Below are 25,070 nucleotides of genomic sequence, written 5' to 3' on the forward strand. Positions count from 1 at the left end.
AGGATCGGCGCCGTGGACGACTCGCCCCTGCAGACCCTCGCGCGCTGGGAGGACGCCGGCGCGGCGTGGCGGCTCGTCGGGCGCGCCGACGGCCAGGCGGTCGTCGCGCTCTGCGCCTGCACCGGCGAGACCGTCGACGTGCTGCGCTCCCGGGATCCCGCGCTGCTGGGGTACCTCGCGCGGCGGCGGGACTCGGCCACGCCGCCCCCCGACGCCCGCTGACGCCGCGGGCCGGCGCCCGGGACGCGGCGGGGACGTTCCGCGCGCGGCGGCGCGCGACGCCGTGGGGCGGACGGGCCGGCGCCCCGGACCGGAGCGGCGGGGCGGCCCCGCCGGGGCGCATCCGCGGCCGCGCCGCCGTACCGTGTCGGGCCGGGCCTCGGCCCGCCGCCTCTCCCCGTGCCCCAGGACGTGTCGTGCGCACCCCCGACGTAGTGATCATCGGCGCCGGCGCCGCCGGCATGATGTGCGCCATGACGGCCGCCGCCCGCGGCCGCCGCGTGCTGCTGCTCGACCACGCGAACAAGGCGGGCAAGAAGATCCTCATGTCCGGCGGCGGGCGCTGCAACTTCACGAACATGTGGGCCGAGCCGGACAACTACCAGTCCGGCAACCCGCACTTCTGCAAGTCCGCGCTGGCCCGCTACTCGCCGTGGGACTTCGTCGGCCTGGTCGCCAAGCACGGCGTCGCGTACCACGAGAAGAAGCTGGGTCAGCTGTTCTGCGACGGCCGCTCGCACGACATCCGCGACCTGCTGCTCGACGAGTGCGCGCAGGCCGGCGTCGAGCTGCACCTGAAGACCGCCGTGCAGCGGATCGAGCGGACCGACGACGGCTACCGGCTGCGCACGGACCTGGGCGACGTCGCCGCCGAGTCCGTCGTCATCGCCACCGGGGGCCTGTCGATCCCGACGATGGGCGCGACGGGCTTCGGCTACGAGATCGCCCGGCAGTTCGGCCACGCGGTCGTCGAGCCCCGCGCGGGCCTGGTGCCGTTCATCATCACCGACGCGCTCAAGGAGCTCTGCACCGAGCTGTCGGGCACGTCGGTGGACGCCGAGGTCCGCTGCAACGGCCAGAGCTTCCGCGAGAACGTCCTCTTCACGCACCGCGGCCTGAGCGGCCCCGCGATCCTGCAGATCTCCTCCTTCTGGCGCCTGGGCGACGCCGTCGAGATCGACCTGCTGCCCGGCCACGACGCGCTCGCGTGGCTGGAGGAGCGTCGGGCGACGCGCCCCGACAGCGAGCTGCGCACCGTCCTGAGCGAGGTCTTCACGAAGCGGATGGCGGGGCTGCTCACCGAGCGCTGGTTCCCGTCCAAGCCGATGAAGCAGCACACGCCCGCCGAGCTGCGGCGGATCGCCGAGCGGCTCGGCGGGTGGCAGGTCGTGCCGGCCGGGACGGAGGGCTACCGCACCGCCGAGGTGACCCTCGGCGGCGTCGACACCCGCGACGTCTCGTCCCAGACGATGGAGTCGCGCAAGAGCCCGGGGCTGTACTTCATCGGCGAGGTCCTGGACGTCACCGGCCACCTCGGCGGCTTCAACTTCCAGTGGGCGTGGGCGTCCGGGTACGCCGCCGCGCAGGTCGTCTGACGGCCCCGCGCACCCCGGGCCCCGCACGGCACGGGCGGACGCCGTCGCGTTGACGGCGTTGACGGACGCCCCCGCGTCCGTGAGTCTGCGCCGTACATCCTCACGACCCCGGGAGTCCCATGTCGTTCCGTCCACGTCGCGGCGCCGCGCTGGCGCTCGCGGCCCTCGTGGCCCTCTCCGCCGCCCCGCCGGCGGACGCCGCCCCCAAGAAGGTCCCCGCCGCGCGCAAGGCGGACGACGCCGCCCGCGTCGGCGGCCTGAAGGCGTCACGCACCCCGAAGGCGGGACAGCTCGTCCCGCTCGGCCGCGACAAGCGCTTCCCCGCGTCGGTGCTGCCGCCCGGGACGACGGGCGCGCCCGGGCCCGCCGGTCCTGCCGGCCCCGCCGGCCCCCAGGGTCCGCAGGGCCCCCGGGGCGAGACGGGCACCGTCGACACGTCGCGGTTCTACCCGAAGGACGAGAGCGACGCGCGCTTCTCGCGCCTGTCGCCGACGGAGCCGCAGGCGCCGCCGGCGACGGATCCGGCCGCGGCGTCGCTGTGGCTGCGGTCGACGGTCGTCGACAGCGGGGCGACGGGCACGGCCGACTTCAAGGTCCTCGCCGACGGGGGGCTGCTGGCCGGCGGCGGGCTCGGGTTCGGGCGCATCCCCGCGTCGGGCTGCGGCGAGCGGACCATGTGGTACCCGTACAAGGGGGCGTTCCGCAGCGGCTCGGCCGGCTCGTGTCCCTCCACCGCCTGGGACGACGCCAACGTCGGCTTCTACTCGTGGGCCGGCGGATCGGGCGCCCTGGCCAGCGGCATCTATGCGCTGGCGTACGGCGACCGCTCCTCCGCGACCGGGAACGCCGCGGTCGCCATGGGCAGCACGACCGCGAGCAGCGGCACCGGCGCGACGTCGTTCGGACTCGCCAGCCGCGCCGCCGGGCAAGGCGCCGTGGCGATCGGCTCGCGCACCGCCGCGATGGGCCAGGGCTCCGTGGCGCTCGGCAGTCGAGCGGTCGCCGGGGCGGGGTGCCCGGCCGCCGGGACGTGCTCGATCCCGGACCTCGACCCGCAGCAGGGCTTCGACGGCGCGTTCGTCTTCGGCGACGCCTCGACCACGAACACCGTCGCGGCGACGGCGGACAACCAGTTCACGGCGCGCGCCGCCGGCGGCTTCCGGCTGCTCACCAACGCCGCGGGGACGACCGGCTGCTTCATCGCGGCCGGCGGGGCGTCCATGTCCTGCACGAGCGACCGGCACACGAAGAGGGACGTCGCTCCGGCACGGGGCGTCCTGCGGCGCCTGGCGCGGATGCCCGTCAGCACCTGGAGCTACCGGGGCGAACGGCGCGGCGTCCGTCACCTGGGCCCGATGGCACAGGACTTCCGCAAGGCGTTCGGGCTCGGCAGCGACGACCGCACGATCGGCCTGCTCGACGAGGCCGGCGTCTCGCTCGCCGCGGTGAAGGAGCTGCACGCCCAGACCGTGCGGCAGCAGCGGCGGCTGGACGCGCAGGCGCGGCGGCTGGGCACGCAGGCGCGGCAGATCGCGGCGCTCGAGCGGCGGCTGGACGCGCTGGAGCGCTGACCGCCCGCGGCGGCCTACCGGAACGCGTCCCGGTGGGCCGCCACGAACGCGTCCAGGTCCCGCGGCGCCCGGCCCAGCAGCGCCTCCAGGTCGCCCGAGACCTCGCGGACGCCGTCGCGACCCTCCCGGACGACGGTCGCGAACTGGGCGACGAGGCCGCGCGCCATCCACGGCGACGCCCCCGACGCGCGGATCGCCAGGTAGGCCAGCGGCGGCGGGACCGGCACGTAGCGGACGCGGCGCCCGAGCTGCCGGCGGAGCCGCGCGGCGACGTCGGGGAACGACAGCGGGGGCGTGCCGGTCAGCAGCCAGCTGCGTCCGTCGTCGCCGGCGCCGCCCCGCCGGGCCGGGTCCGTGAGCACCGTGCACGCGGCCGCAGCCACGTCGTCCGGGTCCACCCACGGGGTCGCCCCGGGGCCGCTCAGGCCCGGCAGCACGCCGCGCCGGATCGCCGGGGCGGCTTGCAGCAGGTTGGTCAGGAACGCCGCCGGGCGCAGCACGGTCCACGCCACGCCGCTGCCCCCCAGGTACCGGTCGCTCCACGCGTGCTCGCGCGCCCACGGGATGGGGGAGTCCGGGCTGCGGTCGGACGCCGACACCTTGACCACGTGCGTCACCCCGGCCTCGCGGGCGGCGTCGATGGCCCCGCACGTCTGGACGGACATCCCCTCGACGGCGGGCGGCACGAGGAAGAGCTGGTCGCAGCCGACGCTCGCCGCCCGGACGGTGGCGGGCGACGACAGGTCGCCGAACGTCGCCTCGACGCCCCGCTCCGCGAAGGCCCGGATCTGCTCGTACCGGCGGCACATCACCCGGAACGGCTGTCCCGCCCGCTGCAGCTCCTCGACGAGCGCCCCGCCGATGCCGCCGGTAGCGCCGGTGACCAGGATCGTCCCCGGCGGGGTCGCGTCCGGATCGGGGTCGTGTCGTCGGGGGGCCATGCTGCTCCTCTCTCGGCGGGGTGCGGCGTCCGTCGTCCGGAAGCTTCGCACCCCGGGCGGCCGGCCCCGTCGTCGTCCGTGGCCGCCCGGCACCGTCCGGCGCGGCGGGGCGTACGGTGGAGGGGTGGCCGCCGTCTCCGTCGATTCGCTGCTCGAGCGCGACGGGCCGGCCTGCGCGTGGTGCGGGCGCGCGCCGTGGCGGCGCGACCTGACGCTCGAGCACCTGGTGCCGCGTGCCCGCGGCGGGCACCTGGTGGCGGAGAACGTCGTCCTGGCCTGCCGGGGGTGCAACCGGCGGCGTGGCGCCCGGCCCGTCGACGCGTACGTCCGCGAGCTGCTGCGCGACGGCGTGGCCGTCGACGTCGACGGGCTGCGGACGGCGCTGCGACGCCTGCTCGCCTCCGACCGTCGCGTGCACCGGGACGCGGGCCGCCGGCTCCTCGAGCGCCTCGCGTCCGTCGACGCCCCGGTCCGGCCGTGACGGACGGCGCCTCGTGAGCAGCACGCTGCCGTTCGACGGCCCGCCCCGCGGTCCCGGGACGGCGCGCGGACGTCTCGCCCTCGAGCGGATCTACGTCGAGCCCGCCGCGGCCGCCCTGCCGCGCGGCCAGCAGGTCCTCGACCGGTTCCCGGACGCCGAGCGGATCGAGGTGCCCTCGCACTGGAACATCCCGGGCCTGCACGGCAACCCGGGCAACGTCGCGGACTGGAACCGCATCAAGCGCACCAGCTTGGTCCTCGGCACCCTGAAGACGCCGCGGGTGCGGCCCAACGGGCGGTCGGCCGACTTCATCGCGCCGTCGACGGCGAACGGCTGCGCCATGAGCTGCGCCTACTGCTACGTCCCCCGACGCAAGGGCTACGCCAACCCGATCACCGTCTTCGCGAACATCGACGCGATCGCGACGACGACGATGAACCACCTGCGGCGCACGGGCCCGAAGGCCGAGGCGAACCAGTGCGACCCGGTCGACTGGGTCTACGACATCGGCGAGAACTCGGACTGCTCCGTCGACGCCGACGTGAGCGACAACGTCGAGGACCTCGTGCGCCTGTTCGCCGCCACGCCGGGCGCGAAGGCGAGCTTCGCCACGAAGGCCGTCAACCGGCGGATGCTCGACTGGGACCCGCGCGGTGGCACCCGGGTGCGCTTCTCGCTCATGCCCGCCGAGCTCTCCCGCGTGCTCGACGTCCGCACCGACCCGGTCCCCGCGCGCATCGCCGCGATCGACGCGTTCGTCGAGGCCGGGTACGAGGTGCACGTCAACCTGTCGCCCGTCGTCGTGCGCCCGGGCTGGCTCGAGCCGTGGGACGAGCTGCTGACCCAGCTCGACGACGGGATCGGCGCCGCGGCCAAGCGCCAGCTGCAGGCCGAGATCATCATGCTCACCCACAACGAGGCGCTGCACCGGGTCAACCTGGGCTGGCACCCGCGGGCGGAGGAGCTGCTCTGGACGCCGGAGACGCAGGAGCCCAAGCGCTCGCAGAACGGCCAGGACAACGTCCGCTACCGCCACCGCTGGAAGGCGACGTGGCTCGGCCAGCTGCAGGAGCTGATCGCGCGCCGGACCCCGTACCTGCGGGTGCGGTACGCGTTCTAGGCTGCGGGGCGTCGGGCCGGAGCTAGACCTGCGCCTGCCCGCCGTCGGCGAACAGCTCGATGCCGTTGACGAAGCTCGCGTCCGGGGAGGCCAGGAAGAGCGCGGCGCCGGCGATCTCGGACGGATCGGCGACGCGGCCCAGCGGCACCTCGGCGACGAGCGCGTCGTGCAGGCCCTGGTACTGGCCCTCGGGCACCAGCCCCACCACGCCGGGCGTGTGCGTCGGCCCCGGGGCCAGCGCGTTGACGCGGATGGCGCGGTCCTTCAGGTCGAGCGCCCAGGAGCGGGCGAAGTTGCGGATCGCGGCCTTCGACGCCGCGTAGACGCTGAACGCCGCGCCGCCGAGCGCGGAGGTCGTCGAGCTCAGCAGCACGACCGAGGCGCCGTCCACGAGCAGCGGCAGCGCGCCCTGCACCGTCAGCAGCGTGCCGAGGACGTTGGAGTCGAACGTCTCGCGGTACTGCTGCTCGGTGATCTGCCCGAGCGGCGCGAACGAGCCCCCGCCGGCGTTGGCCACCAGCACGTCGATGCGGCCGGCCGCGTCGCGCACCTGCGCGTAGAGCGCCTCGATGTCGGCGGCGCTCGCCGAGTCGGCGCGCACGCCGGTCACGTCGCCGTCGATCTGCGCGACCGCGGCGTCGAGGACCTCCTGCCGGCGGCCCGTGACGAACACGCGCGCCCCCTCGGCGGCGTAGCGCTGCGCGATCGCCAGCCCGATGCCGCTCGAGCCACCCGTGACCACGGCGACCTTCCCTGCCAGAACCTGCGTCATGAGACCTCCTCGACTGCTGTTGCGGAACGTCCGGTCCAGAACCGGCTGGGAGAGCATAGCGGAACGATCGGTCCAAAACGCGAGGGCTCTCTCGGGTGCGGGGGCAGGCGGCTCGGGCGCCGGTAGCCGCTCGGCGCCTCACGGGCGAGCACGGCGCGGAACGACGTCGCCGCTAGCCACCTCTGAGGTGGTCGACTGCGACGCCGATCGGCGTCGCCGGCCGCACGCCCGACCGGAGGGCGCTCACCGTCGGTCCGCCCGGCGCCCGGGAGACGAGGTCCGCCCGTCAGTCCAGCAGCTCGACGAAGCCGTCCCGCCCGTGGACCCGCACCCGCTGGCCGTCGCGGATCCGCCGCGTCGCATCGTCCACGCCGACGACGGCCGGCAGGCCGTACTCGCGCGCGACGACCGCGCCGTGGGTCATCAGCCCGCCGACCTCGGTGACCAGGGCGCCGGCCGTGACGAAGAGCGGGGACCACGCGGGGTCGGTGTAGGTCGTGACGAGGACGTCGCCCGGGGCCAGGTCCGCGTCGGCCAGGTCGTCCACCACGCGGGCGCGGCCCTCGACCGTCCCGCCCGACACCGCCAGGCCGACGAGGGCACCGGCCGGCACGTCGTCGCGCCCGTAGGAGCCCGCGACGACCTCGCCCTCGGAGGTGATGACCCGCGGCGGCGTCAGCGCCTCGTGCGCGCGGAACGCGCGGCGCCGCTCCGCGATCAGCGCGTCGTCCGCCCGCCCCGTCGACACGACGTCGCGCAGCTCGTCGAGCGTCAGGAAGAACACGTCCTCGACGTCGCGCAGCACGCCCGCGTCGACCAGCCGCGCGGCCTCGCCCAGGAGCGCCTGCTTGTAGACGAAGGTGCGGCGGACCATGCCGTACTTCGGGTGTTCGCGGTAGCCGATGAACGTGCGCAGCAGGCGGATCGCCCGGTTGGCCCGCGCCGCCTTTGCGTCGCCGTCCGGCAGGGCGCGCAGCCGGGCGAGCACCTCGCGCGCCTTCGCCTCGGCCCGTTGCCGGCCGCGCGCGAACCGCCGGGCGCTCTCGCCGGGCGCGTACGCGTCGACGGCGCTCAGGATCAGCGGCACCAGGGTCGAGGGCCGCTCCCGCCAGCGGGGCCGGGTGACGTCGATCTCGCCGACGCAGCGCATGCCGTAGCGGTCCAGGAACGCCTCGAGGGCCGCGCGGGCCGCAGGGCCGCCCTCGAGCTCGTCCAGTCCGCCGGGCAGCTCGTCGTCCTCGGCGTGCTCGAGGAAGGCGACGACGTGGGGGTGCGGGCGGACGGCGTCCGCGACGTCGAGCAGCGCCAGGCCCATCTCGGATGTCACGTTGCCGGGCGCGGAGAGCGTCAGGACGTCGGCGACGTTCCGCTCGCCGAGCCACGCCTCCAGGTGCGCGTTCAGCCACGCGCTGGCGTCCATCGCGGCAAGCAGCAGCGGGGTGCTGCCCGGATCGAACAGCCGCCGCCGCAGCTCGGCGACGTCCTCCAGCACGAAGTCGATCAGGTCGGTGCCGGTCCGGCCGCGGATGTCGCGCTCCAGCGTGGTCAGGGACGCCTCGGTCCGTGCCACCTGCTCGGCGGCGAGGCCGGGATCGGGATCGACGTGGGGGAGGGCGTCGCCGGCGGACGTGGTGGCGGACGGACGCGCGGGTCCGACCGGCGGGTCCGCCGCCGCGTCGTCGTCGGCCGGGCCGAGGAACCCCCGGTCGACGATGGTGCGCAGCACGTCGCCCATCAGCGGGTCGGACGCCCCGAGGGCGTGCAGGGTCGCGGCGCGGGTCTCCGGCGACGCCAGACGGGGGGCGATGTCGACGAAGAGCCGCCCGGCGGCCTCGTGCATGCGGGGCAGGGCGATCCGCTGGTGCAGCGACCGGCCGAGGGGCCGCATGGGGTGGGTCATCATCTGCTGATGCCCGACGGACACCCACACGTGGGGCGCGTCGTCGTCCGCGCGGGGGACGGGGAAGAGGGTGGTGATCGGCCGGCTCTGGACGATCCACGGCGTCTCGCCGACCAGGCACCACTCGACGTCCTGCGGCGCGCCGGCGGCGGCCTCGATCCGGCGGCCGAGGTCCGCCAGCCGGACGGCCTGCGCGTCGGTCAGGACCGGGCGGTCGCCGGCGTCCGCGGGCAGCGGCACGTCGTGCGTGCCGCCGCCGGGCCGCGCGCGCGTCGCGGCGGTCCGCGTGCCGGTCGTCCGCGCGAGGACGCGGCCGTCGCGCACGCGCACGACGTCGGGTGCGGCGCGGCCCGAGACGAGCGCGTCGCCGAGCCCCGGCACGGCCTCGACGCAGGCGACGTGGCGGTTGCCGCTGACGGGGTCGGCCGTGAAGAGGACGCCCGACGCGTCGGCGTCGACCAGGCGCTGGACCACGACGGCCATGCCCGTGCCCGTCGGGTCGGCGTCGCGGCCGAGCCGGTACGCGACGGCGCGGTCGTTGAAGAGCGACGCCCAGCACCGGACGACGTGGCGCAGCACGGCGTCGTGGCCGACGACCCCCAGGAAGCTGTCGTGCTGGCCGGCGAACGACGCGTCGTCGGCGTCCTCGGCCGGGGCGCTCGAGCGGACGACCCAGGCGTCGTCCTCGCGGCCGTGCCGGGCGAGCGCCGCGCGGATCTCGCCCGCGACGTCCTCCGGCACCGCCAGGGCCTCGATCGCGTCCCGTAGTCGCGCGCTGCGCGCCCGGATCGCCGCGTGGTCGTCGGCGGCGGCCTGCGCCAGCCGGTCGACGAGCGGGGCGACCGCGGGCGCCGCGAGGGCCGCGCGGAAGGCGGACGTGGTCACGCAGAAGCCCGCCGGCACCCGCACGCCCGCGACGCGCGTCAGCCCGCCCAGCCGCGCGCCCTTGCCGCCGACGTCGGCCACCCGACCCCCGTCGACCTGCTCCAGATCCAGCGTCCATCGCCCCATGTGCCCGCCTTCCCCGGGCCGTCGGTGCGGCCCGTCCGTGTCCGTTCGACGGGCGAGTATGGGGGAGGGTCGAGCGCCTCATGAGGCGCGTTGATGCGGTATACCTTGGTACTGGCGGAGACGGTTCTCGGCCGGCCGGCGTCCGTCCCGCCGCAGGCCCCGCCGCCGCGCTGCCCGCCTAGCGCTTCAGCTCGATCTCGACGAACGTCACGGGCTCCGGGCTGGCGCTCACGACGTCGTGCTCGGTCCCCGCCGTGCCGGCGTACGGGCGGCCGGCCTCCTGCGTGAGCGTCCGCGTCGAGCCGTCCGCCTCGACGACCGTGAACGTCCCGCCGGTCACCGGGACGACGACGTAGTCGAGCTCGTGGACGTGGCGCCCGGTGCTGTCGCCGTCGGCGGCGAACGTCCACGTGGTCACGCGGACCCGGTCGTCGTCGGTGTGCGTCGTGCCCTGTGCGGTCCCCATGAGCGCATGCTGCCAGCGCGCCGGCGTGCCGTCAGCGGACGGTCCGTCGCGCCTCGGGGCCGCCCGGTCCCGCGTGCGGGGCGATGCGGCCCCCTCGGCGGCGCCCCGCGGACGGTACGCTCCGCGGCACGGTGTCCGCAGCCCCTGAACGCACCGACCTCTCGCCGTTCCTCGAGGAGCTGGCCGCCGAGCGCGCGCGCTACCCGCTGCCGCCGCGCCTGCGCGTGGTCGCCGAGGACATCGTGCACCTGACGCTCGAGCTGCTGTTCCCGCACTTCGCCGCCGAGGTCGGGGGCTGCGCGGGCGACGTCGAGCGCGAGTACGGCGAGCTGCGCCGGCTGCTCTCGGGCGCGCTGCACCTGCCGAGCTCGTCGTGCCGGCACCCGGACGAGGCCGTCGACCGGTTCATGGCCCGCCTGCCCGCGATCCGCGCGGCGCTGCTGCTCGACGCGCAGGCGATCTACGACGGCGATCCGGCGGCCGACTCGGTGGACGAGGTCATCCTCGCCTACCCCGGCTTCCGCGCCGTGGCGATCTACCGGCTGGCCCACGAGCTGCTGGGGTGGTGCGACGTGCCGCTGCTGCCGCGGCTGCTGACGGAGATCGCGCACCGCGACACGGGGATCGAGATCCATCCGGGCGCGCAGATCGGCCCCTCGCTGTCCATCGACCATGGCACAGGCATCGTGATCGGCCAGACCGCGGTGATCGGCGCGCGGGTCAAGCTCTATCAGGGCGTCACCCTCGGGGCCCTGAGCGTGTCGAAGCGGCTGGCCCGGACGAAGCGCCACCCGACGATCGGCGACGACGTCGTGATCTACGCGAACGCGACGATCCTCGGCGGCGAGACCGTCATCGGCTCCGGCAGCCGGATCGGCGGCAACGTCTGGCTGACGAGCAGCGTGCCGGCGCACTCCGTCGTCACGCCCACCGCCCGCCTCGACCGGCAGCGCGAAGAGCCGCCGGACGACGTCCTCGACTTCACGATCTAGACCGCGACCCCCGGGAGGCAGCATGAAGGCCGCCAGCATCCTCGACACCATCGGCGACACGCCGCACGTCCGCATCAACCGGCTCTTCGCCGATCGCGAGGTGGACGTCTGGATCAAGCTCGAGCGGGCGAACCCCGGCGGCTCGGTCAAGGACCGCATCGCCCTGGCGATGGTCGACGACGCCGAGCGCCGCGGCGTCCTGAAGCCGGGCGGCACGATCATCGAGCCGACGTCGGGCAACACCGGCGTCGGCCTGTCGATGGTGGCCGCGGTGCGCGGCTACGACATGGTCGTCTGCATGCCCGAGTCCATGTCGCTCGAGCGCCGCCGCGTGATGGCCGCCTACGGCGCCAAGCTCGTGCTGACGCCCCGCGCCGAGGGGATGAAGGGCGCGATCGCCCGCGCGAAGGAGCTGGAGGGGGAGATCGCCGGCGCCTGGGTGGCCAGCCAGTTCGACAACCCCGCCAACGTCGCGATCCACCGCGAGACGACGGCCCAGGAGGTCCTGCAGGACTTCCCCGACGGCATCGACGTCCTCATCACCGGCGTCGGCACCGGCGGCCACCTCTCCGGCGTGTCCGAGATCGTGAAGGAGCGCTTCCCCGCTCTGAAGACCTTCGCGGTCGAGCCGGCGAAGTCGCCCGTCCTCGCCGGCGGCGATCCCAGCCCGCACAAGCTGCAGGGCATCGGCGCCGGCTTCGTGCCCGGCAACTACCACGCCGACACCGTCGACGGCGTGATCGGCGTGTCCGAGGAGGACGCGTTCGCCTACGCCGTGCGCGCCGCGCGCGAGGAGGGCATCTTCCTCGGCCCGTCCTCCGGCGCCGCGCTCGCGGCTGTCGCGGCCAAGCTCCCCGAGATCCCGGACGGCAGCACCGTGCTGACCTTCTGCTACGACACCGGCGAGCGCTACCTGTCCGTCGAGGGCCTGTTCGTGGCCGACGGCACCGTGCTCCAGCAGGGGTCCGGCAGCTAGGACTCCGTCCGTGCCGCCCGCCGCGACTCCGCGTGGCGGGCGGGGCAAGGCCGGCGGTCGGGTGGCGCCGGTCGGGCCCGGGGCTGAGGGCTCTATAGTCGAGCGGCATGGGCGGCGGACCCGGGTACGACCCGGAGGGCATCTCGCTCGGAGGCATCTCTCGCGCGCAGCGTCGCGCTGAAGCCATAGCGGCCGGGCAGCGCGTCGTCGCCGAGGCGGTGGCGACCGAGAACCTCGCCGAACGGATGCTGCTGATGGTCGCCGCGGTAGGGCAGGCGCTGGAGGACTTGTCCCTGACGCCGACCGTCGTCGGCGGGCTGGTCGTCGAGTACTTCACCCGGGCGTATGCGACCTCGGACGTCGACGTTCTTCTGCCGACCACCGACGAGGTCAAGGACCGCCTTCACCAGCTCGGGTTCGTGCAGCCCGAAGAGGGCCAGCGGGTCTGGCGGCACCCGGCCGCGGACATCGAGTGGGAGATGCCCGGCTCCGACCTGAGCCCGGAGGACCAGGCGGTCGCGGTCGAGCTCGCGGGCGGCGCCCGTCTTCTCATGCTTCGCCGCGAGGACATGCTGGTGCACCGCATCGACGAGTTCGTCGGAGGCGGCCACCGCGAGGTCTTCGAACAGGTGCTGGCTCTCGCACACGGTCACGACGTCGACTGGCACCGCGTCCGCGAGCGCGCCGCGCAGAGCAACCTTCACGACGCCGTTGACGTGGTGCTCGACTGGACGCGGCGCGTCATCGACGACGGCGAGCCGATGCCTGAGACATGGGCGTTGCACGATCTGGCCGACGACCTCGGCCGGCAGCTCATGCGCCGCAACGCAGAGAGCGCCCGGGGCCGCCGCAGCTAGCGGCTACCATACGAGCGTGGGCACCCCCGCCGAGATCCCCGTTCTGCGTTGGAGCGACCGCGAGGCGCGCCGCGACGAGCAGCTCGCCGTCATCGCTCGGCTCGACGAGGCTCGCGGCGGCGAATACGTGCGCACCCGTCCTCGAAACGCCGCCGAGGCCCGCCTGCTGCGCGACAAGGGCGTGCCCGAGCGGCTCATCGGCCCCGACGTGCGCTGACGCTCGCAGCCGGGCCGGGCGGCGGCCGCTGCACCGCCACGACCACGTCGCGCACCGACGTCCAGGGGGTGTACGCCCAGGTCATCAACGAGCTCGACCCGGTCGCCGGCGCGCCAGCGTACCGGCACCGCGGCGCTCGTTGAAACGCCCAGTTCCGCCCAGATGCCGGTGTTCCGAGCGCCGGGCCCGAGCTACCACGTCGCCCAGGAGCGCGGACGGAGGTAACTTCGGGGCGAAACGATAAGGAACGCGTACATGCAGCACATGGGGGACTACCTGCTCGCGGTCGCGAGGTGGAGCATCACTGGCGAGCTGCCGGACGATGAAGCGATCTCCGGCGCGGGGGGGATGGAGGTTGCGGCGCCGATCAAATTCGACGACGGGGACTCTCGAAAGTACGTAGGGCTGTTCGTCGACGCCGAGGCCAAGCGGGCTGGCGCCGACAAGCCGCGCTCGGTTTCTGAGGTGGTCAACGGGCTTTCTTGGGCGGACCCTAGGATCGGAGACGGTTACGCCCAAGCCGAAGGCCTGCCGGGGAACGGTGTCGTCGTCTACGCGCCCGAGCCCGACGGGTCCGACCGACTTGGCGTTCTTTACGGCGCGCGCCTGTCTCGAGGACGGTGGGGCCGTCCTAGTGCGGTTGAACTCAGCGCCAGGTGGGCCGAGGAGCCCCTCCCAGCGTCCGTCGAGGCGATCCGGGCGAGGCGTAACCGCGGGGAGTGGCCTACGTAGGTATCGAGCGACCATGATCGAGCGAATCATCGCCGCCGCTCATCCGATCCCGCCCCGCCCGCGCGGCTAGGTTCTAGGCTGGCGCGATGGATCGGGTATTCGTCAGTTCACTTGCGCGTGGGGGGATGTCTGAGGTGCGGGCCGCAGTCAAGCGGGCCGTGGAGTCTTTGGGCATGGTGCCGGTGATGTTCGAAACCACCGGTGCAACCGATCGGCCGTCTCGCAGCGCGCTGACAGAGAAGGTAGAGGGCGCCGATGTCACGGTGCTGATTCTTGGGGCGGAGTACGGAGAGCCAGGCGAGAGTGGCCACAGCCCTACGGAGGACGAGTTCAACGCCGCGCGCACGGCCGGGGTGCCGGTCTTGCCCATCGTGCAGGAAGGCGTCGATCGCGAGCCGGAGCAGGAAGCGTTCGTCAGCCGGGTCCGGGGGACATGGGAGACCGGGACCTTCGCGCCGAGCTTCACCACCGCCGAGGAAGCCGGCTTTGCGGCAGTCAGGGCGCTGGCGCAGTGGAAGAACGACAAACCGGCAGGGGAGCGCAAGCAAGCACTAAGTGACCGCGCACGGTCACTCGCAGCGGGCATCACGACCGCGTCGCGGACGTGATTGGCCGGGCCGCCGAGTTCGCGCGACGCGTGTGGGAGGAGATTGACCGCCAAGACCGCGTCGCGCAGGTCCTGGTGCTCCTCGCTGTCCCCGATGCGCAGTACAAGACCTACGCCATGGCCGACCCGGGGAACTCGCTGCAGATGGGTGGTGTCCTCGGCGGCCGCGGCCAGCTGCTGACGGCCCCCGAAGAGCCCCTGACCGTCCGGCGGCGGGACCTCGGACACCCTGACACGATCGACCGGCTTCGGGCGGAGCTCAAGCGCCGGTTTGCCGCCGAGCAAGGCCCGCAATACCTCTAGCTGGCGCGACGTAGGCCGACGCAACGCGAGATGCGATTCGTCGACTGTGCGAGTCATCGTTTGCTGCTGGCGGAGTCGACCGCTGCGACGGACGTTTCGCGCTCTGCACTCGATGCGGGTGGAGGCGTTCGCTGTCGACGACACACTCGCGCGATCGAGACGCGGCGTCGGCCGCTGGCGTGCGCCGACGGTCGATGCGCTCATGAGCCCGCCGGGCCCAGCGGGCGCCCGAGGTGTGGGCCGCTGGTTGTGCTGTAGGACGTTCGCTCGGCCGGCTCCGCGCTCGATAATCGATCTTATGGAAACCTAGTGGCGGAGTAGGGCGTCCTTGAGCCGTCGCCCTGGCGGTAGCGCGGCTCGCACTCGTATGACCTCCAGCGACGAGTGGCGCAGGTCCTCTCGCGCGGTAATCGGCGGGCGCCCTTACGGCTAGTCCTTGCGACCGGTGAACGCCAGCGACGCGCCGATGCCGACCATCGTCAACCCGCCCGCACCGCCGATGGCCTCGAGCCGCTTCGGAGAACCAGCAAGCCACCCGCGGGCGGTGCCTGCCAACAGCGCCCAAGCGCCGTCGAGCACGAGCGCTATCGCGAACCACATCGCCCCGAGCATCAGCATCTGCTGGGGCACGCCGCCGGCGGCGCGGTCGACGAACTGCGGCAGCAGCGCCATGAAGGCGACGATCGACTTCGGGTTGGCAAGGCCGACGAGGAACCCCTCGCGCACGATCCGCCTCACGGTCTTCGGCGTGACGGGCTGGCCCACCGCGGTCGCCAGGTCACGGCGGTGCCGGAACGCTTTGATGCCCAGGTACATCAGATACAGGGCGCCAGCGATCTTGACTACCGTGAAGGCAGTCACCGACCGCTCAACGATCGCGCCGAGGCCAAACGCGACCAGGATCACCTGCACGTAGACGCCGAGCGCGTTGCCCACGACGGTCGCCACCCCGGCCCGGCGACCGAGGGTGATCGACCGGGAGATCACGAACAGCACACTCGGCCCCGGCACGCCGATAGTCACGGCCGAGGCGACCAGAAAGGCCAGGACATGATCAGAAGGCGGCATGGCCGAAGAATATGCCCGCACCGCACTCAGCGCCAACACCCCGCCAGTGCACGTCAGGTCACGGCGCCGTTGGCTTGCCGGGTGAGACCGCACCGGTTTCATAGGCACGGTTCACCGCTTGGATTCGGTCGCGGGCGCCGATCCGCCGCTGCTGGAAGACCCGCATCGAGCTCGCAACCGCGATCCACGACGAGCGCCGCGCCGCCGAGCGCAGAGACGAGGACTCAGCGGGCCCCTGCGCCAGGGGCGAAGTACAGTAGCGCCATGGCGCGTATCGGCCTTCTGCATCCCGGAGCGATGGGAGCCGCAGTCGGAGCGCAACTCGCCGCGGCTGGGCACGAGGTGCTGTGGGCAAGCGCCGGACGGTCGGCGTCCACGGCGGCGCGGGCCGCAAGCGCGGGCCTGGTCGACGTCGTCGACGTCGCCGCTCTCGTCAGCCGGAGCGAGCTGGTGGTGTCGATCTGCCCGCCGGACGCGGCGCTCAGCGTCGCGCGCTCGATCGCCGGCTTCGGCGGGCCGTTCCTCGACGCCAACGCGGTTTCCCCAGGCTCCGCAGCGCTGATCGCGAAGGCGGTCGGCAGCCGGATCACGGACGGCGGAATCGTCGGCCCGCCCCCAAGGCAGGCGGGTACCACCCGCCTGTACCTCTCAGGTCACCAGGCCGAGCGATTTGCAGACCTCTTCGCCGGAACCGCCATCGATGCGCGGATCCTGCAAGATGGCGGCCCGTACGCAGCATCAGCGCTCAAGATGGCATTCGCAGCGTGGTCGAAAGGCAGCGCAGCCCTGCTGCTCGCCGCCGCCGACGCAGCTGACCGACTGGGCGTCGGCGACGCGCTCGTCAGCGAGTGGGCCGTCTCCCGCCCAGGGCTCGCCGACAACCTCGACGCCGCCCGCCACAACGCCCACGAGAAGGGCTGGCGGTGGGCTGGCGAGATGGACGAGATCGCCTCGATGTTCGCCGCCATCGACCTCCCCGCCGGATTCCACACCGCGGCGGCCGACGTCTACCGAGACCCACCCGGCACCATCTAACACCCCACTCCGCTGCCATCCGCGCCAGATCGAGGCACTGCCGCTGGCGTAGGCAACGAAGCTCGCACGGCTGCGGCCACCGACTGTTGTTGATGGGACGAGCACCTGCCGTGAACGCGTTGTTGCTCCATTCCCGCGGTCTCGAAGAGGCGAGAACGCCGGTCTCGATTTGTCGAGAATCGACAGCACGGCCGATGCCTGACTCGTGAGGTGCCTGGCCTGCCCCGACACCGGTGCCGTTGGCTGACGCTCGCGGCTGCGACGAGTTCGAACGCCTAGCGTTCGTGATCGGGCCGGTCGGCGCTGTGCTCGCGGCTCCGGCGTTCGGTGAGCGGGTCGAGCAGTTCGCGCATCGCGGCCAGGTTGCCGTTCATCGCCGCGCGCGACGCGATGATGTTGCGCTCAGGATCCAGGCGGGACCAGTCCAGGCGGAAGCCCGCCTCGGCGGCCCGCTGGCGGAAGAGCTCCCGGGTGGCGCGTCCGTTGCCCTCGCGGAACGGGTGCAGCGCGTTCACGTTGCCGATGTGGTGCGCCAGGCGGCCCACGAAGTCCTCGCGTGAGAGACGCGGCGCGGCGGCGCGTCGGAGCTCGGCGAAGACCTCGCGCGCGGACGTCTCGAGGTGCTCAGGTTGACAGAACAGTGCGCCGGGCTTCGACAGCGGGACGGTGCGCAGCTGACCGGCCCACGCGTACAGACCCGCGAAGAGGCGCGCGTGGATCGCCTGCAGGTGCGCGAGGTCGAACGTCGCCGGCGGCGGGTCGCTCAGCAGCTCGAGGTGCGCGATCGCGGAGAGCCGCGTCTCGACGAGTCGCAGCTCGTCGGGGTCCGTGATCCCGAGCTCGTTCCGGAGCACCCCTGTGCCGGGATAGACGTACGGGTCTCCCCCGTCCCGGGCCATGGCGAACGGTCGCTAGCGCTTGTCGACGTGCGGGAAGACCGACTGGAGCGACTCGCCGGCGAGCACGGCCGCACGCGCCCGAGAGAGGTCGTCGCGGCTGATGAGCCCGTCCGCCCACGCCTGCATGAGCGCATGCGTCTCGTCATCGGGAACGAGCCCCTCGGCACGGAGGGTGCCGACCACGCCCGCGACGTCACGCCGACGATCACTCACCCGCGGATCGTACCGCTCCGGGAGCACCGGTCAGCCGTCTTCGGGCGGTCGGCGGTCCGCGACTATTCGCCCGGGTCGTCGAACTCGCCGAAGTCGTCCTCCAGCCCTGGCAACCCGAGGAGCCGTGCGATCCGCTCGAGGTCTGCGATGCTCCTCGCGCTCACCCACAGTTCCGACGGCATCTGCTCCAGCCGGTGTTCCGGGGCGTCCTCGGCCGAGGACAGGACGCGTTCGACGTGACGCTCCAACTGGGCGCCCGAGAATCTGGACCAGTCGGGATGGGACTCGGCGTCGGTGGCCGCGACGTACCAGCCGTCCTTCCTCCAGATGCGTCGCATCGGGAACGGAGGCTCGTCGCGCGGCGAATCGTCCTCTTCGACGTGGTAGACGCGCTCGGCGAGCCGTTCGAGCGCCTCCGCCGGCAGCAGCCCCGCGGTGACCGCCTCGGCGATGTAGCGGCCCAGCTCGGCTTCGGTCTCCGCTTCGATGGCCAGGCCGTCGGCCTCCGGATCGAAGAACAGCCCAGCGACTCCGAGCGCCGCGAGGGTCGGATTCCTGCGGATCGCGTCCTCGACGTCGTACCCGGACCGACCCACCAGCGAGGCCGTGGCGAGGTAGACGTGCGCGGGCATGGCGTCACTCAACCACAGAGCCGCTCTGCCGCTCGCGCGACCCGGCCGCACCGCGCTTCGGCGGCGATCGCGCATCCCTCCGCGGCGACCCGGGCGTCGCCAGGACGTCGGCGCCCCGCGAGCGCGCCGGCCGCGGACATGGGCGCGGGTCGTGTCTCGGCGCCGGGTCCTGCGCCGTTCGCGGCCTCCCCGGTCGTGGTCGAGCCGAGGGGTGCGACGTGGCCGCGAGGATGCCACGAACGCGAGCGCCGGCGGGGTAGGCTCGTGCGCGTGCGTCCCGTCCCAACCGTCCGTGGCGTCTTCGGAGCCGCGGCCTGCGTTCTCGCTCTCTCGGCCGCCAGCAGCGCGTCGGCGCAGCCGGTGGAGCTGCGCGCGCAGCTGTGGACCGGCGACCCGTTCTTCGGCGTGACGGTCTGCCACGACACCGGATGCTCCACGGGGCTGATCGACGATCCGCGCGTCGTCACCAGCAGGACGGACGCGAGCGGCCGCGTGACGTTCGACGCGGAGCCTGGGCAGCGCTACGAGATCTTCTGGCGCACCGCGGTCCACCGCATCGGCGTCACGCCGAAGAGCGTCAAGACGTTCGCGCTCGGCGACGACACGAGCGCGACCATGGTCTTCGGTCCGTACCTCACCCCCGGGGACCATCCTGGGCAGAGCGCCGAGGAAGCCGCGATCGTCCAAGGGGTCAACGAGCAGCGCGCGTTGGTGGGGGCCCCGCCGCTGATCGCCGACAAGAAGCTCTTCGGCGCCGCGGACATGCAGGCGGCCTGGATGCGCCGCACGCAGCGCGTTCCGACGCCCGACGATCCGGACTCATGGGGCGAGGAGCAGTCCAGCCACTACGAGCGTGCACGGCACTACGGGTTCATCGAGGAGCTCTACACCGGGCGGCTGGCGGAGACCGTCGCCCACCAGGTCGACGGTCCCACGACGTTGGCCGCGTGGATGCAAAACGCGGACGACCGCTCGCGACTGCTCGACCCCCGCTGGCGGTACATCGGCGTGGGCGCGGACGCCACCTCCTACGCCGCGACGCTCGCCGAGTACGACACGATGTGCCAGAAGGCGTCGTGCGGACCCCCGGCGTACGACGGCGGAGCCACGCCGCTGATCGCGCCGCCCGCGCAGCTCCCGCCGCCGCAGGCGCCGCCTCGTTCCGCGCCCGCCTGTGCGCCCCGCTGGCGCACGGCCCCGACCGCCCGGCGCCTCAGCCGCACGCGCGTCCGGCTCACCTTGCGCGTGCGCTGCGCCGGCCGGACGACGCGGCCGGTCGTCCGGGTCGGCGGCCGGGCACGCGGCAGGACGGTCCGCCTGCGGATGCGCCGGACGCAGACGGTCGTCACGACGGCGAAGACGCTCCGAGTGGCGCTGCGGACCGGCAGGTCCACGGCCCGGTGGGTCGTCGTGCGGGTCGCGCCCCGCCGCTGACGCGCGTGCCCCGGCGCCGCGCCGCCGCCTCGTGCGGCGCGGCCGGTCGTCGTGGTCCGGCCCCGCGCGCGGTGCGTGGGAGAACCGCCGGCGCGTGGTGCTCAGGCGTTCCGCGGTCGCGCCCCGCCCTCGCCCTCGACGCCCCGTCCCGGGACCTCCCCCGCCGGCCCCTCGGCCGCCCAGCTCGCCAGCAGCGCCAGCGCCCGCTCGGACGGGCTGCCCGGCTCGACGGTGTAGACGAACAGCGTCTGCTCGTCGGCGTCGGGCACCGGCAGCGCCTCGTAGCTCACGGTCAGGTCGCCCACGACCGGATGGCGGTAGCGCTTGCTCCCGTGGCTCTGACGGAGGACGTCGTGGGCGGCCCACCAGCCGGCGAACTCGGGGCTCTTGACGCTCAGCTCCCCCACCAGGGCGGACAGCTCGGGATCGTCCGGCCACCGCCCCGCGTCCATCCGCAGCGCGGCGACGTTGTCGCGGGCGATCGCCGGCCAGTCGACGTACCGCTCCCGGGCGGTGGGATCCAGGAACACCCAGCGGGCGTGGTTGCGCTCGCGCGGCGGCAGGGCGTCGAAGTCGCAGAGCAGCGCGCGGGTCATCGCGTTCGTCGCCAGCACGTCGAGCCGCCGCCCGACCACGAACGCCGGCGTCGGCAGGGTGTCGAGCAGCCGCCGGACGCCCGGCCGCACCCGCTGCGGCGGCGGGGCCGACAACGGCTGGCGCGCCCGGTCGGGCCGCGCCAGGTCGAAGAGGTGCGCGCGCTCGTGCTCGTCCAGCCGCAGCGCCGCGGCGACCGCCTCCAGCACCTCGGGCGAGACGTTGCGGGCCCTCCCCTGCTCCAGGCGCACGTAGTAGTCGACGCTGACCGCCGCCAGCCGCGCCAGCTCCTCGCGGCGCAGCCCCGGGACCCGTCGGGTGCCCGGACCGGCCGGCAGACCGACGTCCGCCGGGTCGACCCGCGCGCGGCGCGACCGCAGGAACTCCCGGAGCGCGTCGTTGCCGGCCATCGCCCGATTATGCGCGGCGCCGGGCCGGTCGTCATCCCTCTGGGTGGTTCTGCCGGACCCCCGGTCGGTCTGGCCTCTTCACCGTCGCCCCGCGCGGTGGTGGGGTGTCCCCATGACGACGACACGAGCGGTGCAGGTGGCCGGGCCCGGGCAGGGGCTCGAGCTGGTGGAGCGGGAGCTGCGCGAGCCGGGAGCCGGCGAGGTGCGCGTGCGGGTGGAGGCGTGCGGCGTCTGCCACTCGGACGCCTTCACCGTCGAGGGCGGGATGCCCGGGATCGCCTACCCGCGGGTGCCCGGGCACGAGATCGCCGGCACGATCGACGCGGTCGGCGCCGACGTCGTGCCGTGGACCGCCGGGCAACGCGTCGGCGTCGGCTGGTTCGGCGGGCACTGCGGCCACTGCGACCCCTGCCGGCGCGGCGACCTCATCAGCTGCGAGAACGGGCTCGTGCCCGGCATCGCGTACGACGGCGGCTACGCCGACCACGTGATCGTCCCCCAGTCCGCGCTGGCCGCGATCCCGGACGAGCTGGCCGCGGCCGACGCCGCCCCGCTGCTGTGCGCCGGCATCACGACGTTCAACGCGCTGCGCGAGAGCGGCGCCCGGCCGGGCGACCTGGTCGCGATCCTCGGCGTCGGCGGGCTCGGCCACCTGGGCGTGCAGTTCGCCCGCCGGATGGGCTTCGAGACCGTGGCGATCGCGCGCGGGACGGACAAGGAGGCCCGCGCGCGCGAGCTCGGCGCCCACCACTACGTCGACTCGACGGCGCAGGACGTGGCGCAGGCGCTCCAGGAGCTCGGCGGCGCGACGACGATCCTGGCCACCGTGACGGCGCCGGACGCGATGAGCGCCGCGGTCGGCGGGCTGCGACCGCGCGGGCGGATGCTCGTCGTCGGCGCGTCCGCCGACCCGATGCAGATCCCGCCGTTCGCGCTCATCCCCGGCAGCACCGGCGTGCTGGGGCACGCGTCGGGCACGTCGAAGGACTCCGAGGACACGCTGCGCTTCAGCGTCCTGCAGGACGTGCGTCCCGCGATCGAGACCTACCCGCTCGAGCGCGCCGCCGAGGGCTACGCGCGGATGATGAGCGGCGACGCGCGCTTCCGCGTGGTGCTCACGACCGGGGCCTGAGCGCCAAGGGCCTGCGCGGCGGCGTCAGCGCCCTGGCGCCGCGAGCAGCGCCATCGCGCTGTCCACCGACGCGTGCAGCGACGCGACCGGGTGCCGGGCACGGCCGAGCGTCTCCAGGCCCCGGAGGACGGAGAGCAGCAGCGCCCCCGCGCCGGCCGGGTCCAGGTCGGCGCGGACGTCGCCCGCCGTCTGGGCGTCGCGGACGCACGCGGTCAGGGCGCGCTCGTAGGCCGCGTAGAAGTCCGTGGCCGTCCGGGCCACGTCGGCGTCCTCCCCCGCGAGCTCCGCGGTGGCCTTCGCCAGCAGGCAGCCGCGCCGGGGCGCGTCCGGGTCCGACACCTTGCCGCGCAGGTGGGCCTCGAGCCGTGCGCGGGCGCCGCTCGGATCGCCGGCGAGCTCGTGCTCGATGGCCGCCGCGTGGTCGTCGCAGTACTGCGCAAAGGCCCGCAGGAACAGGCCGTGCTTGTCGCCGAACGCCCCGTACAGGCTGCTGCGGCTCAGGCCGGTCGCCGCCGTCAGGTGCTCGACGGAGGTCGCCGCGTAGCCCTGGTCGTGGAACACCTCGCGCGCCTGTCGGGTCACCTGGGGCTCGTCGAAGGTGCGGGGTCGGGCCATGGACGAAGCCTACTCCGTTCTGGACCGTGCGTTCCGCTATGCTCGCCGCGGTTGGTTCTGGACTGACCGTTCCGCAATCGAGAAGAGGTGCACCCATGCAGCAGGTCCTGGCAGGAAAGGTCGCCGTGGTCACCGGCGGCACGAGCGGCATCGGCCTGGCGATCGCGACCCGCTACGCGGCCGAGGGCGCACGCCTGTTCATCACGGGCCGTCGGCAGGAGGCCCTGGACGCGGCGGTGGCCGCCATCGACGGCGACGTGACCGGCGTGCGCGCCGACGCGGCGAGCGCCGCCGACGTCGACGCGCTCGTCGCCGCGGTCCGCGAGGCCGCCGGGCGGATCGACGTGCTCGTCGTCAACGCCGGCGGCGGCTCCTTCGCGCCGCTCGGGCAGATCACCGAGCAGCAGTACCGCGAGACGTTCGACTCCAACGTCCTCGGCACGCTGCTGACGGTGCAGGGCGCGCTGCCGCTGCTCGCGGACGGGGCCTCGGTCGTCCTCCTCAGTTCGGACTCGTCGGCGGTCGGTGGCGCCGCGTTCAGCGTCTACGCGGCGTCGAAGGCCGCGATCCGCAACTTCGCCCGCTCCTGGGCGCTCGACCTGAAGGACCGCGCCATCCGCGTCAACGCCCTCTCCCCCGGACCCACGCGCACGCCGGGCCTGGTGGGGCTGGCGCCCGAGGGGCAGGGCGAGGGCCTGCTGGGCGCGCTCGCCGCCGAGATCCCGCTCGGCCGCGTCGCCGATCCGTCCGAGATCGCCGGCGCCGCCCTCTTCCTCGCGTCGCCGGACGCGAGCTTCGTCAACGGCGCCGAGCTGTTCGCCGACGGCGGGCGCACCCAGGTCTGAGCCGCGCCGCAAGGGCCGATGAGTTCCGGGGCGTCCGGGCGTCTCTCCCTGCGACACCGTCCGTCCCACCCCCGGAGACTCGCCATGCCCCCTGCCGACCACCCCGCCCGCTCGTTCATCCTGAGCCTGCCCGTCGCCGACGTCTCCCGCAGCCGGGAGTTCTTCGGCCGGGTCGGCTTCGCGTTCGACCCGCGGTTCGCGGACGGCGACTCCGCGCTGATGACCGTCGCGGAGCACACGTCGGTGATGCTGCACCGCCGCGAGCGCTTCGCCGAGTTCTCCAAGCGGCCGCTCGCCGATCCCACGACGCACGCGCTGGCCATCCCGTGCCTGGTCTTGGCCAGCCGCGGCGACGTCGACACGCTGGTGGACGCCGCGCTTGCGGCGGGCGGCACCGTCGCGGACGAGCCCGAGGACCTGGGATTCATGTACTCCCGGGCGTTCTTCGACCCCGACGGTCACGGCTGGCAGGTGATGTGGGCGGCGGAGGAGGACGCCTGACGCCGAGAAGCGCCGCGGTCGCGGGTGGCGGCGGGCCGGCCGGATCGGGGGCGCCGCCCCGGGGCGCTCACGCCCAGGGGTCGGGCCCCCGCTCCGTGTCCCCGCCCTGCGGCTTTCGGCCCCCGACGCACAGCAGGTCGAGACCGTCCGGACCGGCCGCGAAGGAGCGCCAGACGGCCGGCGCGACGCGGAGCGCGTCCCACGTCTCCAGGGGGACGGTCTCGTCGTCGAGGCGCGCCCGGCCGCCACCGCCCACGACGACGTAGAGCTCCTCCTGCTCGCGGTGCCGGTGCGTGAACGGCATGTGGGCTTCCGGACCGTAGGTGAAGCGGCTGACGCCGAGCTCGGGCGACCCGAGCGCCTGACGGGCCATGCGCCACTGCATCGGCGCACCCGCCGGGCTGACGTCCCGCAGCCGCTCGAAGTTCGTCTTGGTCCAGTCCGGCACGCGGCGCCTCCGTCGGTGGGCTCGGCGGCACCATAGCGCCACATCCCGTCGCGCTGGGCGGGACGGCCGTGGTCTTCGCCATGATGCGGTCATGGGCTGGAACGGCATGCTCGGGCTCGTCCGCGGCACGACGGTGGACGAGCTCGCGGCGATCGGGATGACGCCCATCGGCGACCCGGTCGACGCCGAGACGGGACTGAGCGCGTCGGCGGAGGCGTACGTCGTGCAGCAGCACGGACCCGACGTCGTGGTCCTCGACGGCCGGTCGCTGTTCGTCGACGCGGCCCCGATCATCGGTGCGCTCGCGGGCCGCGAGGTGCTCGGCGTGATCCTCAGCAGCGTCTCCGACACCTACGGCCTGGACGTCGTCACGCCGGACGGGCGCCGGCAGATCGTCAGCCAGGAGGGGGCGATCGTGCTGGATCAGGGTGTCGCGCTGCCCGAGGAGCCGGCGGCGTGGGACGAGGACGCCGCGCTCGCGCTGTTCGAGCGCCTGTCGGGCCGGTCGTTCGACGCGATCCTCGCCGCGCCCGGCGTGCCCGTGCGCGGACCGTCCGCCGCGCGCGCGGTCGCGCCGCCGCCGCTGCCCGGCGCCGAGCGGGCCGCCCCGGACGAGCCCGCCGCCGCGCCGAAGGACGCCGCGCGGCCGCGGCGTCGCGGGCTCTTCCGGCGCCGCTGACCGGGCGCGGTGTGGCCGCGCGGA

The 25,070-nt window shown here is 74.2% G+C and carries 29 protein-coding genes; 18 read left to right on the top strand and 11 right to left on the bottom strand.

The features are described 5' to 3' along the window. Positions 1 to 12 precede the first annotated feature (12 nt). The 3 genes from J3P29_RS10045 to J3P29_RS10055 all read left to right on the top strand — a co-directional run bounded on the left by J3P29_RS10045 (position 13) and on the right by J3P29_RS10055 (position 3,166). Positions 13 to 222: a hypothetical protein gene (locus J3P29_RS10045; RefSeq protein WP_210493195.1), complete on the top strand. Its 210-nt coding sequence runs from the start codon at positions 13 to 15 to the stop codon at positions 220 to 222. 194 nt (positions 223 to 416) lie between these two features. After that, positions 417 to 1,595: an NAD(P)/FAD-dependent oxidoreductase gene (locus tag J3P29_RS10050; protein WP_210493197.1), complete on the top strand. Its 1,179-nt coding sequence runs from the start codon at positions 417 to 419 to the stop codon at positions 1,593 to 1,595. Positions 1,596 to 1,714: 119 nt separating this feature from the next. Next, positions 1,715 to 3,166, top strand: a complete 1,452-nt coding sequence (locus tag J3P29_RS10055; RefSeq protein ID WP_210493198.1) for a tail fiber domain-containing protein — start codon at positions 1,715 to 1,717, stop codon at positions 3,164 to 3,166. Between the two features lie 14 nt (positions 3,167 to 3,180). On the opposite strand, the gene J3P29_RS10060 is transcribed toward J3P29_RS10055, so the two are convergent. Then, on the bottom strand, positions 3,181 to 4,107 hold the full coding sequence (locus J3P29_RS10060; protein ID WP_210493199.1) for an NAD(P)H-binding protein: 927 nt from the start codon (positions 4,105 to 4,107) through the stop codon (positions 3,181 to 3,183). 124 nt (positions 4,108 to 4,231) lie between these two features. Here J3P29_RS10060 and J3P29_RS10065 point away from each other — a divergent pair, with 124 nt between their 5' ends. Continuing rightward, on the top strand, positions 4,232 to 4,588 hold the full coding sequence (locus tag J3P29_RS10065) for an HNH endonuclease (protein WP_210493201.1): 357 nt from the start codon (positions 4,232 to 4,234) through the stop codon (positions 4,586 to 4,588). Positions 4,589 to 4,676: 88 nt separating this feature from the next. Beyond that, positions 4,677 to 5,708 carry a spore photoproduct lyase family protein gene (locus tag J3P29_RS10070; protein WP_349239861.1) on the top strand — a complete coding sequence of 344 codons (1,032 nt, stop codon included), beginning with the start codon at positions 4,677 to 4,679 and terminating at the stop codon, positions 5,706 to 5,708. 22 nt (positions 5,709 to 5,730) lie between these two features. Here J3P29_RS10070 and J3P29_RS10075 read toward each other — a convergent pair whose 3' ends face one another. From J3P29_RS10075 to J3P29_RS10085, 3 genes are all read right to left on the bottom strand, one after another. Next, entirely contained in the window at positions 5,731 to 6,480 is a 750-nt protein-coding gene (locus tag J3P29_RS10075; RefSeq protein WP_210493203.1) for an SDR family oxidoreductase, read from the bottom strand. Between the two features lie 286 nt (positions 6,481 to 6,766). Then, positions 6,767 to 9,391, bottom strand: a complete 2,625-nt coding sequence (gene rph, locus J3P29_RS10080) for a rifamycin-inactivating phosphotransferase (RefSeq protein WP_210493204.1) — start codon at positions 9,389 to 9,391, stop codon at positions 6,767 to 6,769. Positions 9,392 to 9,569: 178 nt separating this feature from the next. After that, entirely contained in the window at positions 9,570 to 9,857 is a 288-nt protein-coding gene (locus J3P29_RS10085) for a hypothetical protein (RefSeq protein ID WP_210493205.1), read from the bottom strand. Between the two features lie 131 nt (positions 9,858 to 9,988). On the opposite strand from J3P29_RS10085, the gene J3P29_RS20400 reads away from it, so the two are divergent. The 7 genes from J3P29_RS20400 (at position 9,989) to J3P29_RS10120 (ending at position 14,541) form a co-directional block, all read left to right on the top strand. After that, complete coding sequence (locus tag J3P29_RS20400; protein WP_210493206.1) at positions 9,989 to 10,849, top strand: serine O-acetyltransferase; 861 nt, start codon at positions 9,989 to 9,991, stop codon at positions 10,847 to 10,849. A 22-nt stretch (positions 10,850 to 10,871) separates the two neighbouring features. Next, positions 10,872 to 11,825 carry a cysteine synthase A gene (cysK, locus tag J3P29_RS10095; protein WP_210493207.1) on the top strand — a complete coding sequence of 318 codons (954 nt, stop codon included), beginning with the start codon at positions 10,872 to 10,874 and terminating at the stop codon, positions 11,823 to 11,825. A gap of 107 nt (positions 11,826 to 11,932) precedes the next feature. Continuing rightward, positions 11,933 to 12,682 carry a hypothetical protein gene (locus J3P29_RS10100; RefSeq protein ID WP_210493209.1) on the top strand — a complete coding sequence of 250 codons (750 nt, stop codon included), beginning with the start codon at positions 11,933 to 11,935 and terminating at the stop codon, positions 12,680 to 12,682. 16 nt (positions 12,683 to 12,698) lie between these two features. Beyond that, positions 12,699 to 12,899, top strand: coding sequence for a hypothetical protein (locus tag J3P29_RS10105; protein ID WP_210493210.1), 201 nt, complete (start codon positions 12,699 to 12,701; stop codon positions 12,897 to 12,899). Between the two features lie 255 nt (positions 12,900 to 13,154). Next, positions 13,155 to 13,631, top strand: a complete 477-nt coding sequence (locus J3P29_RS10110; RefSeq protein ID WP_210493211.1) for a hypothetical protein — start codon at positions 13,155 to 13,157, stop codon at positions 13,629 to 13,631. Positions 13,632 to 13,717: 86 nt separating this feature from the next. Continuing rightward, the gene (locus J3P29_RS10115; protein WP_210493212.1) at positions 13,718 to 14,239 is read left to right on the top strand and encodes a DUF4062 domain-containing protein; all 522 of its coding nucleotides are present in this window, start codon (positions 13,718 to 13,720) and stop codon (positions 14,237 to 14,239) included. Next, on the top strand, positions 14,236 to 14,541 hold the full coding sequence (locus J3P29_RS10120; RefSeq protein ID WP_210493214.1) for a hypothetical protein: 306 nt from the start codon (positions 14,236 to 14,238) through the stop codon (positions 14,539 to 14,541). The genes J3P29_RS10115 and J3P29_RS10120 overlap by 4 nt, the downstream gene beginning before the upstream one ends. Before the next feature lie 429 nt (positions 14,542 to 14,970). On the opposite strand, the gene J3P29_RS10125 is transcribed toward J3P29_RS10120, so the two are convergent. Then, a complete protein-coding gene (locus tag J3P29_RS10125; protein ID WP_210493215.1) occupies positions 14,971 to 15,609 on the bottom strand; it encodes a LysE family translocator in 639 nt (212 codons plus the stop codon). 264 nt (positions 15,610 to 15,873) lie between these two features. On the opposite strand from J3P29_RS10125, the gene J3P29_RS10130 reads away from it, so the two are divergent. Next, positions 15,874 to 16,644, top strand: a complete 771-nt coding sequence (locus tag J3P29_RS10130; RefSeq protein WP_210493216.1) for a DUF1932 domain-containing protein — start codon at positions 15,874 to 15,876, stop codon at positions 16,642 to 16,644. Positions 16,645 to 16,919: 275 nt separating this feature from the next. Here J3P29_RS10130 and J3P29_RS10135 read toward each other — a convergent pair whose 3' ends face one another. The 3 genes from J3P29_RS10135 to J3P29_RS10145 form a co-directional block, all read right to left on the bottom strand. Next, positions 16,920 to 17,498: a Fic family protein gene (locus tag J3P29_RS10135; RefSeq protein WP_210493218.1), complete on the bottom strand. Its 579-nt coding sequence runs from the start codon at positions 17,496 to 17,498 to the stop codon at positions 16,920 to 16,922. Between the two features lie 57 nt (positions 17,499 to 17,555). Further along, positions 17,556 to 17,756, bottom strand: coding sequence for an antitoxin VbhA family protein (locus tag J3P29_RS10140; protein ID WP_210493219.1), 201 nt, complete (start codon positions 17,754 to 17,756; stop codon positions 17,556 to 17,558). Between the two features lie 62 nt (positions 17,757 to 17,818). Then, complete coding sequence (locus J3P29_RS10145) at positions 17,819 to 18,388, bottom strand: hypothetical protein (RefSeq protein ID WP_210493221.1); 570 nt, start codon at positions 18,386 to 18,388, stop codon at positions 17,819 to 17,821. A gap of 270 nt (positions 18,389 to 18,658) precedes the next feature. On the opposite strand from J3P29_RS10145, the gene J3P29_RS10150 reads away from it, so the two are divergent. After that, positions 18,659 to 19,822 carry a CAP domain-containing protein gene (locus J3P29_RS10150; RefSeq protein ID WP_210493222.1) on the top strand — a complete coding sequence of 388 codons (1,164 nt, stop codon included), beginning with the start codon at positions 18,659 to 18,661 and terminating at the stop codon, positions 19,820 to 19,822. Between the two features lie 101 nt (positions 19,823 to 19,923). Here the strand turns inward: J3P29_RS10150 and J3P29_RS10155 are convergent, their stop codons facing one another. After that, a complete protein-coding gene (locus J3P29_RS10155) occupies positions 19,924 to 20,826 on the bottom strand; it encodes a helix-turn-helix transcriptional regulator (RefSeq protein WP_210493223.1) in 903 nt (300 codons plus the stop codon). Between the two features lie 112 nt (positions 20,827 to 20,938). Here J3P29_RS10155 and J3P29_RS10160 point away from each other — a divergent pair, with 112 nt between their 5' ends. Continuing rightward, a complete protein-coding gene (locus J3P29_RS10160; protein WP_210493224.1) occupies positions 20,939 to 21,958 on the top strand; it encodes an alcohol dehydrogenase in 1,020 nt (339 codons plus the stop codon). Between the two features lie 24 nt (positions 21,959 to 21,982). Here the strand turns inward: J3P29_RS10160 and J3P29_RS10165 are convergent, their stop codons facing one another. Continuing rightward, positions 21,983 to 22,573, bottom strand: coding sequence for a TetR/AcrR family transcriptional regulator (locus tag J3P29_RS10165; RefSeq protein WP_210493225.1), 591 nt, complete (start codon positions 22,571 to 22,573; stop codon positions 21,983 to 21,985). 95 nt (positions 22,574 to 22,668) lie between these two features. On the opposite strand from J3P29_RS10165, the gene J3P29_RS10170 reads away from it, so the two are divergent. Continuing rightward, the gene (locus J3P29_RS10170) at positions 22,669 to 23,418 is read left to right on the top strand and encodes an SDR family oxidoreductase (protein WP_210493226.1); all 750 of its coding nucleotides are present in this window, start codon (positions 22,669 to 22,671) and stop codon (positions 23,416 to 23,418) included. A gap of 84 nt (positions 23,419 to 23,502) precedes the next feature. Beyond that, a complete protein-coding gene (locus tag J3P29_RS10175) occupies positions 23,503 to 23,919 on the top strand; it encodes a VOC family protein (RefSeq protein WP_210493227.1) in 417 nt (138 codons plus the stop codon). 67 nt (positions 23,920 to 23,986) lie between these two features. Here J3P29_RS10175 and J3P29_RS10180 read toward each other — a convergent pair whose 3' ends face one another. Next, a complete protein-coding gene (locus J3P29_RS10180; RefSeq protein WP_210493228.1) occupies positions 23,987 to 24,367 on the bottom strand; it encodes a cupin domain-containing protein in 381 nt (126 codons plus the stop codon). A gap of 91 nt (positions 24,368 to 24,458) precedes the next feature. Between J3P29_RS10180 and J3P29_RS10185 the strand changes: the two genes are divergently transcribed. Continuing rightward, positions 24,459 to 25,046 (top strand): hypothetical protein, encoded by a 588-nt coding sequence (locus J3P29_RS10185; protein WP_210493229.1) that lies wholly within the window; start codon positions 24,459 to 24,461, stop codon positions 25,044 to 25,046. The last annotated feature ends 24 nt before the right edge of the window (positions 25,047 to 25,070 follow it).

This window comes from Patulibacter sp. SYSU D01012 (assembly GCF_017916475.1).
In the GTDB taxonomy this organism is placed as follows: domain Bacteria; phylum Actinomycetota; class Thermoleophilia; order Solirubrobacterales; family Solirubrobacteraceae; genus Patulibacter.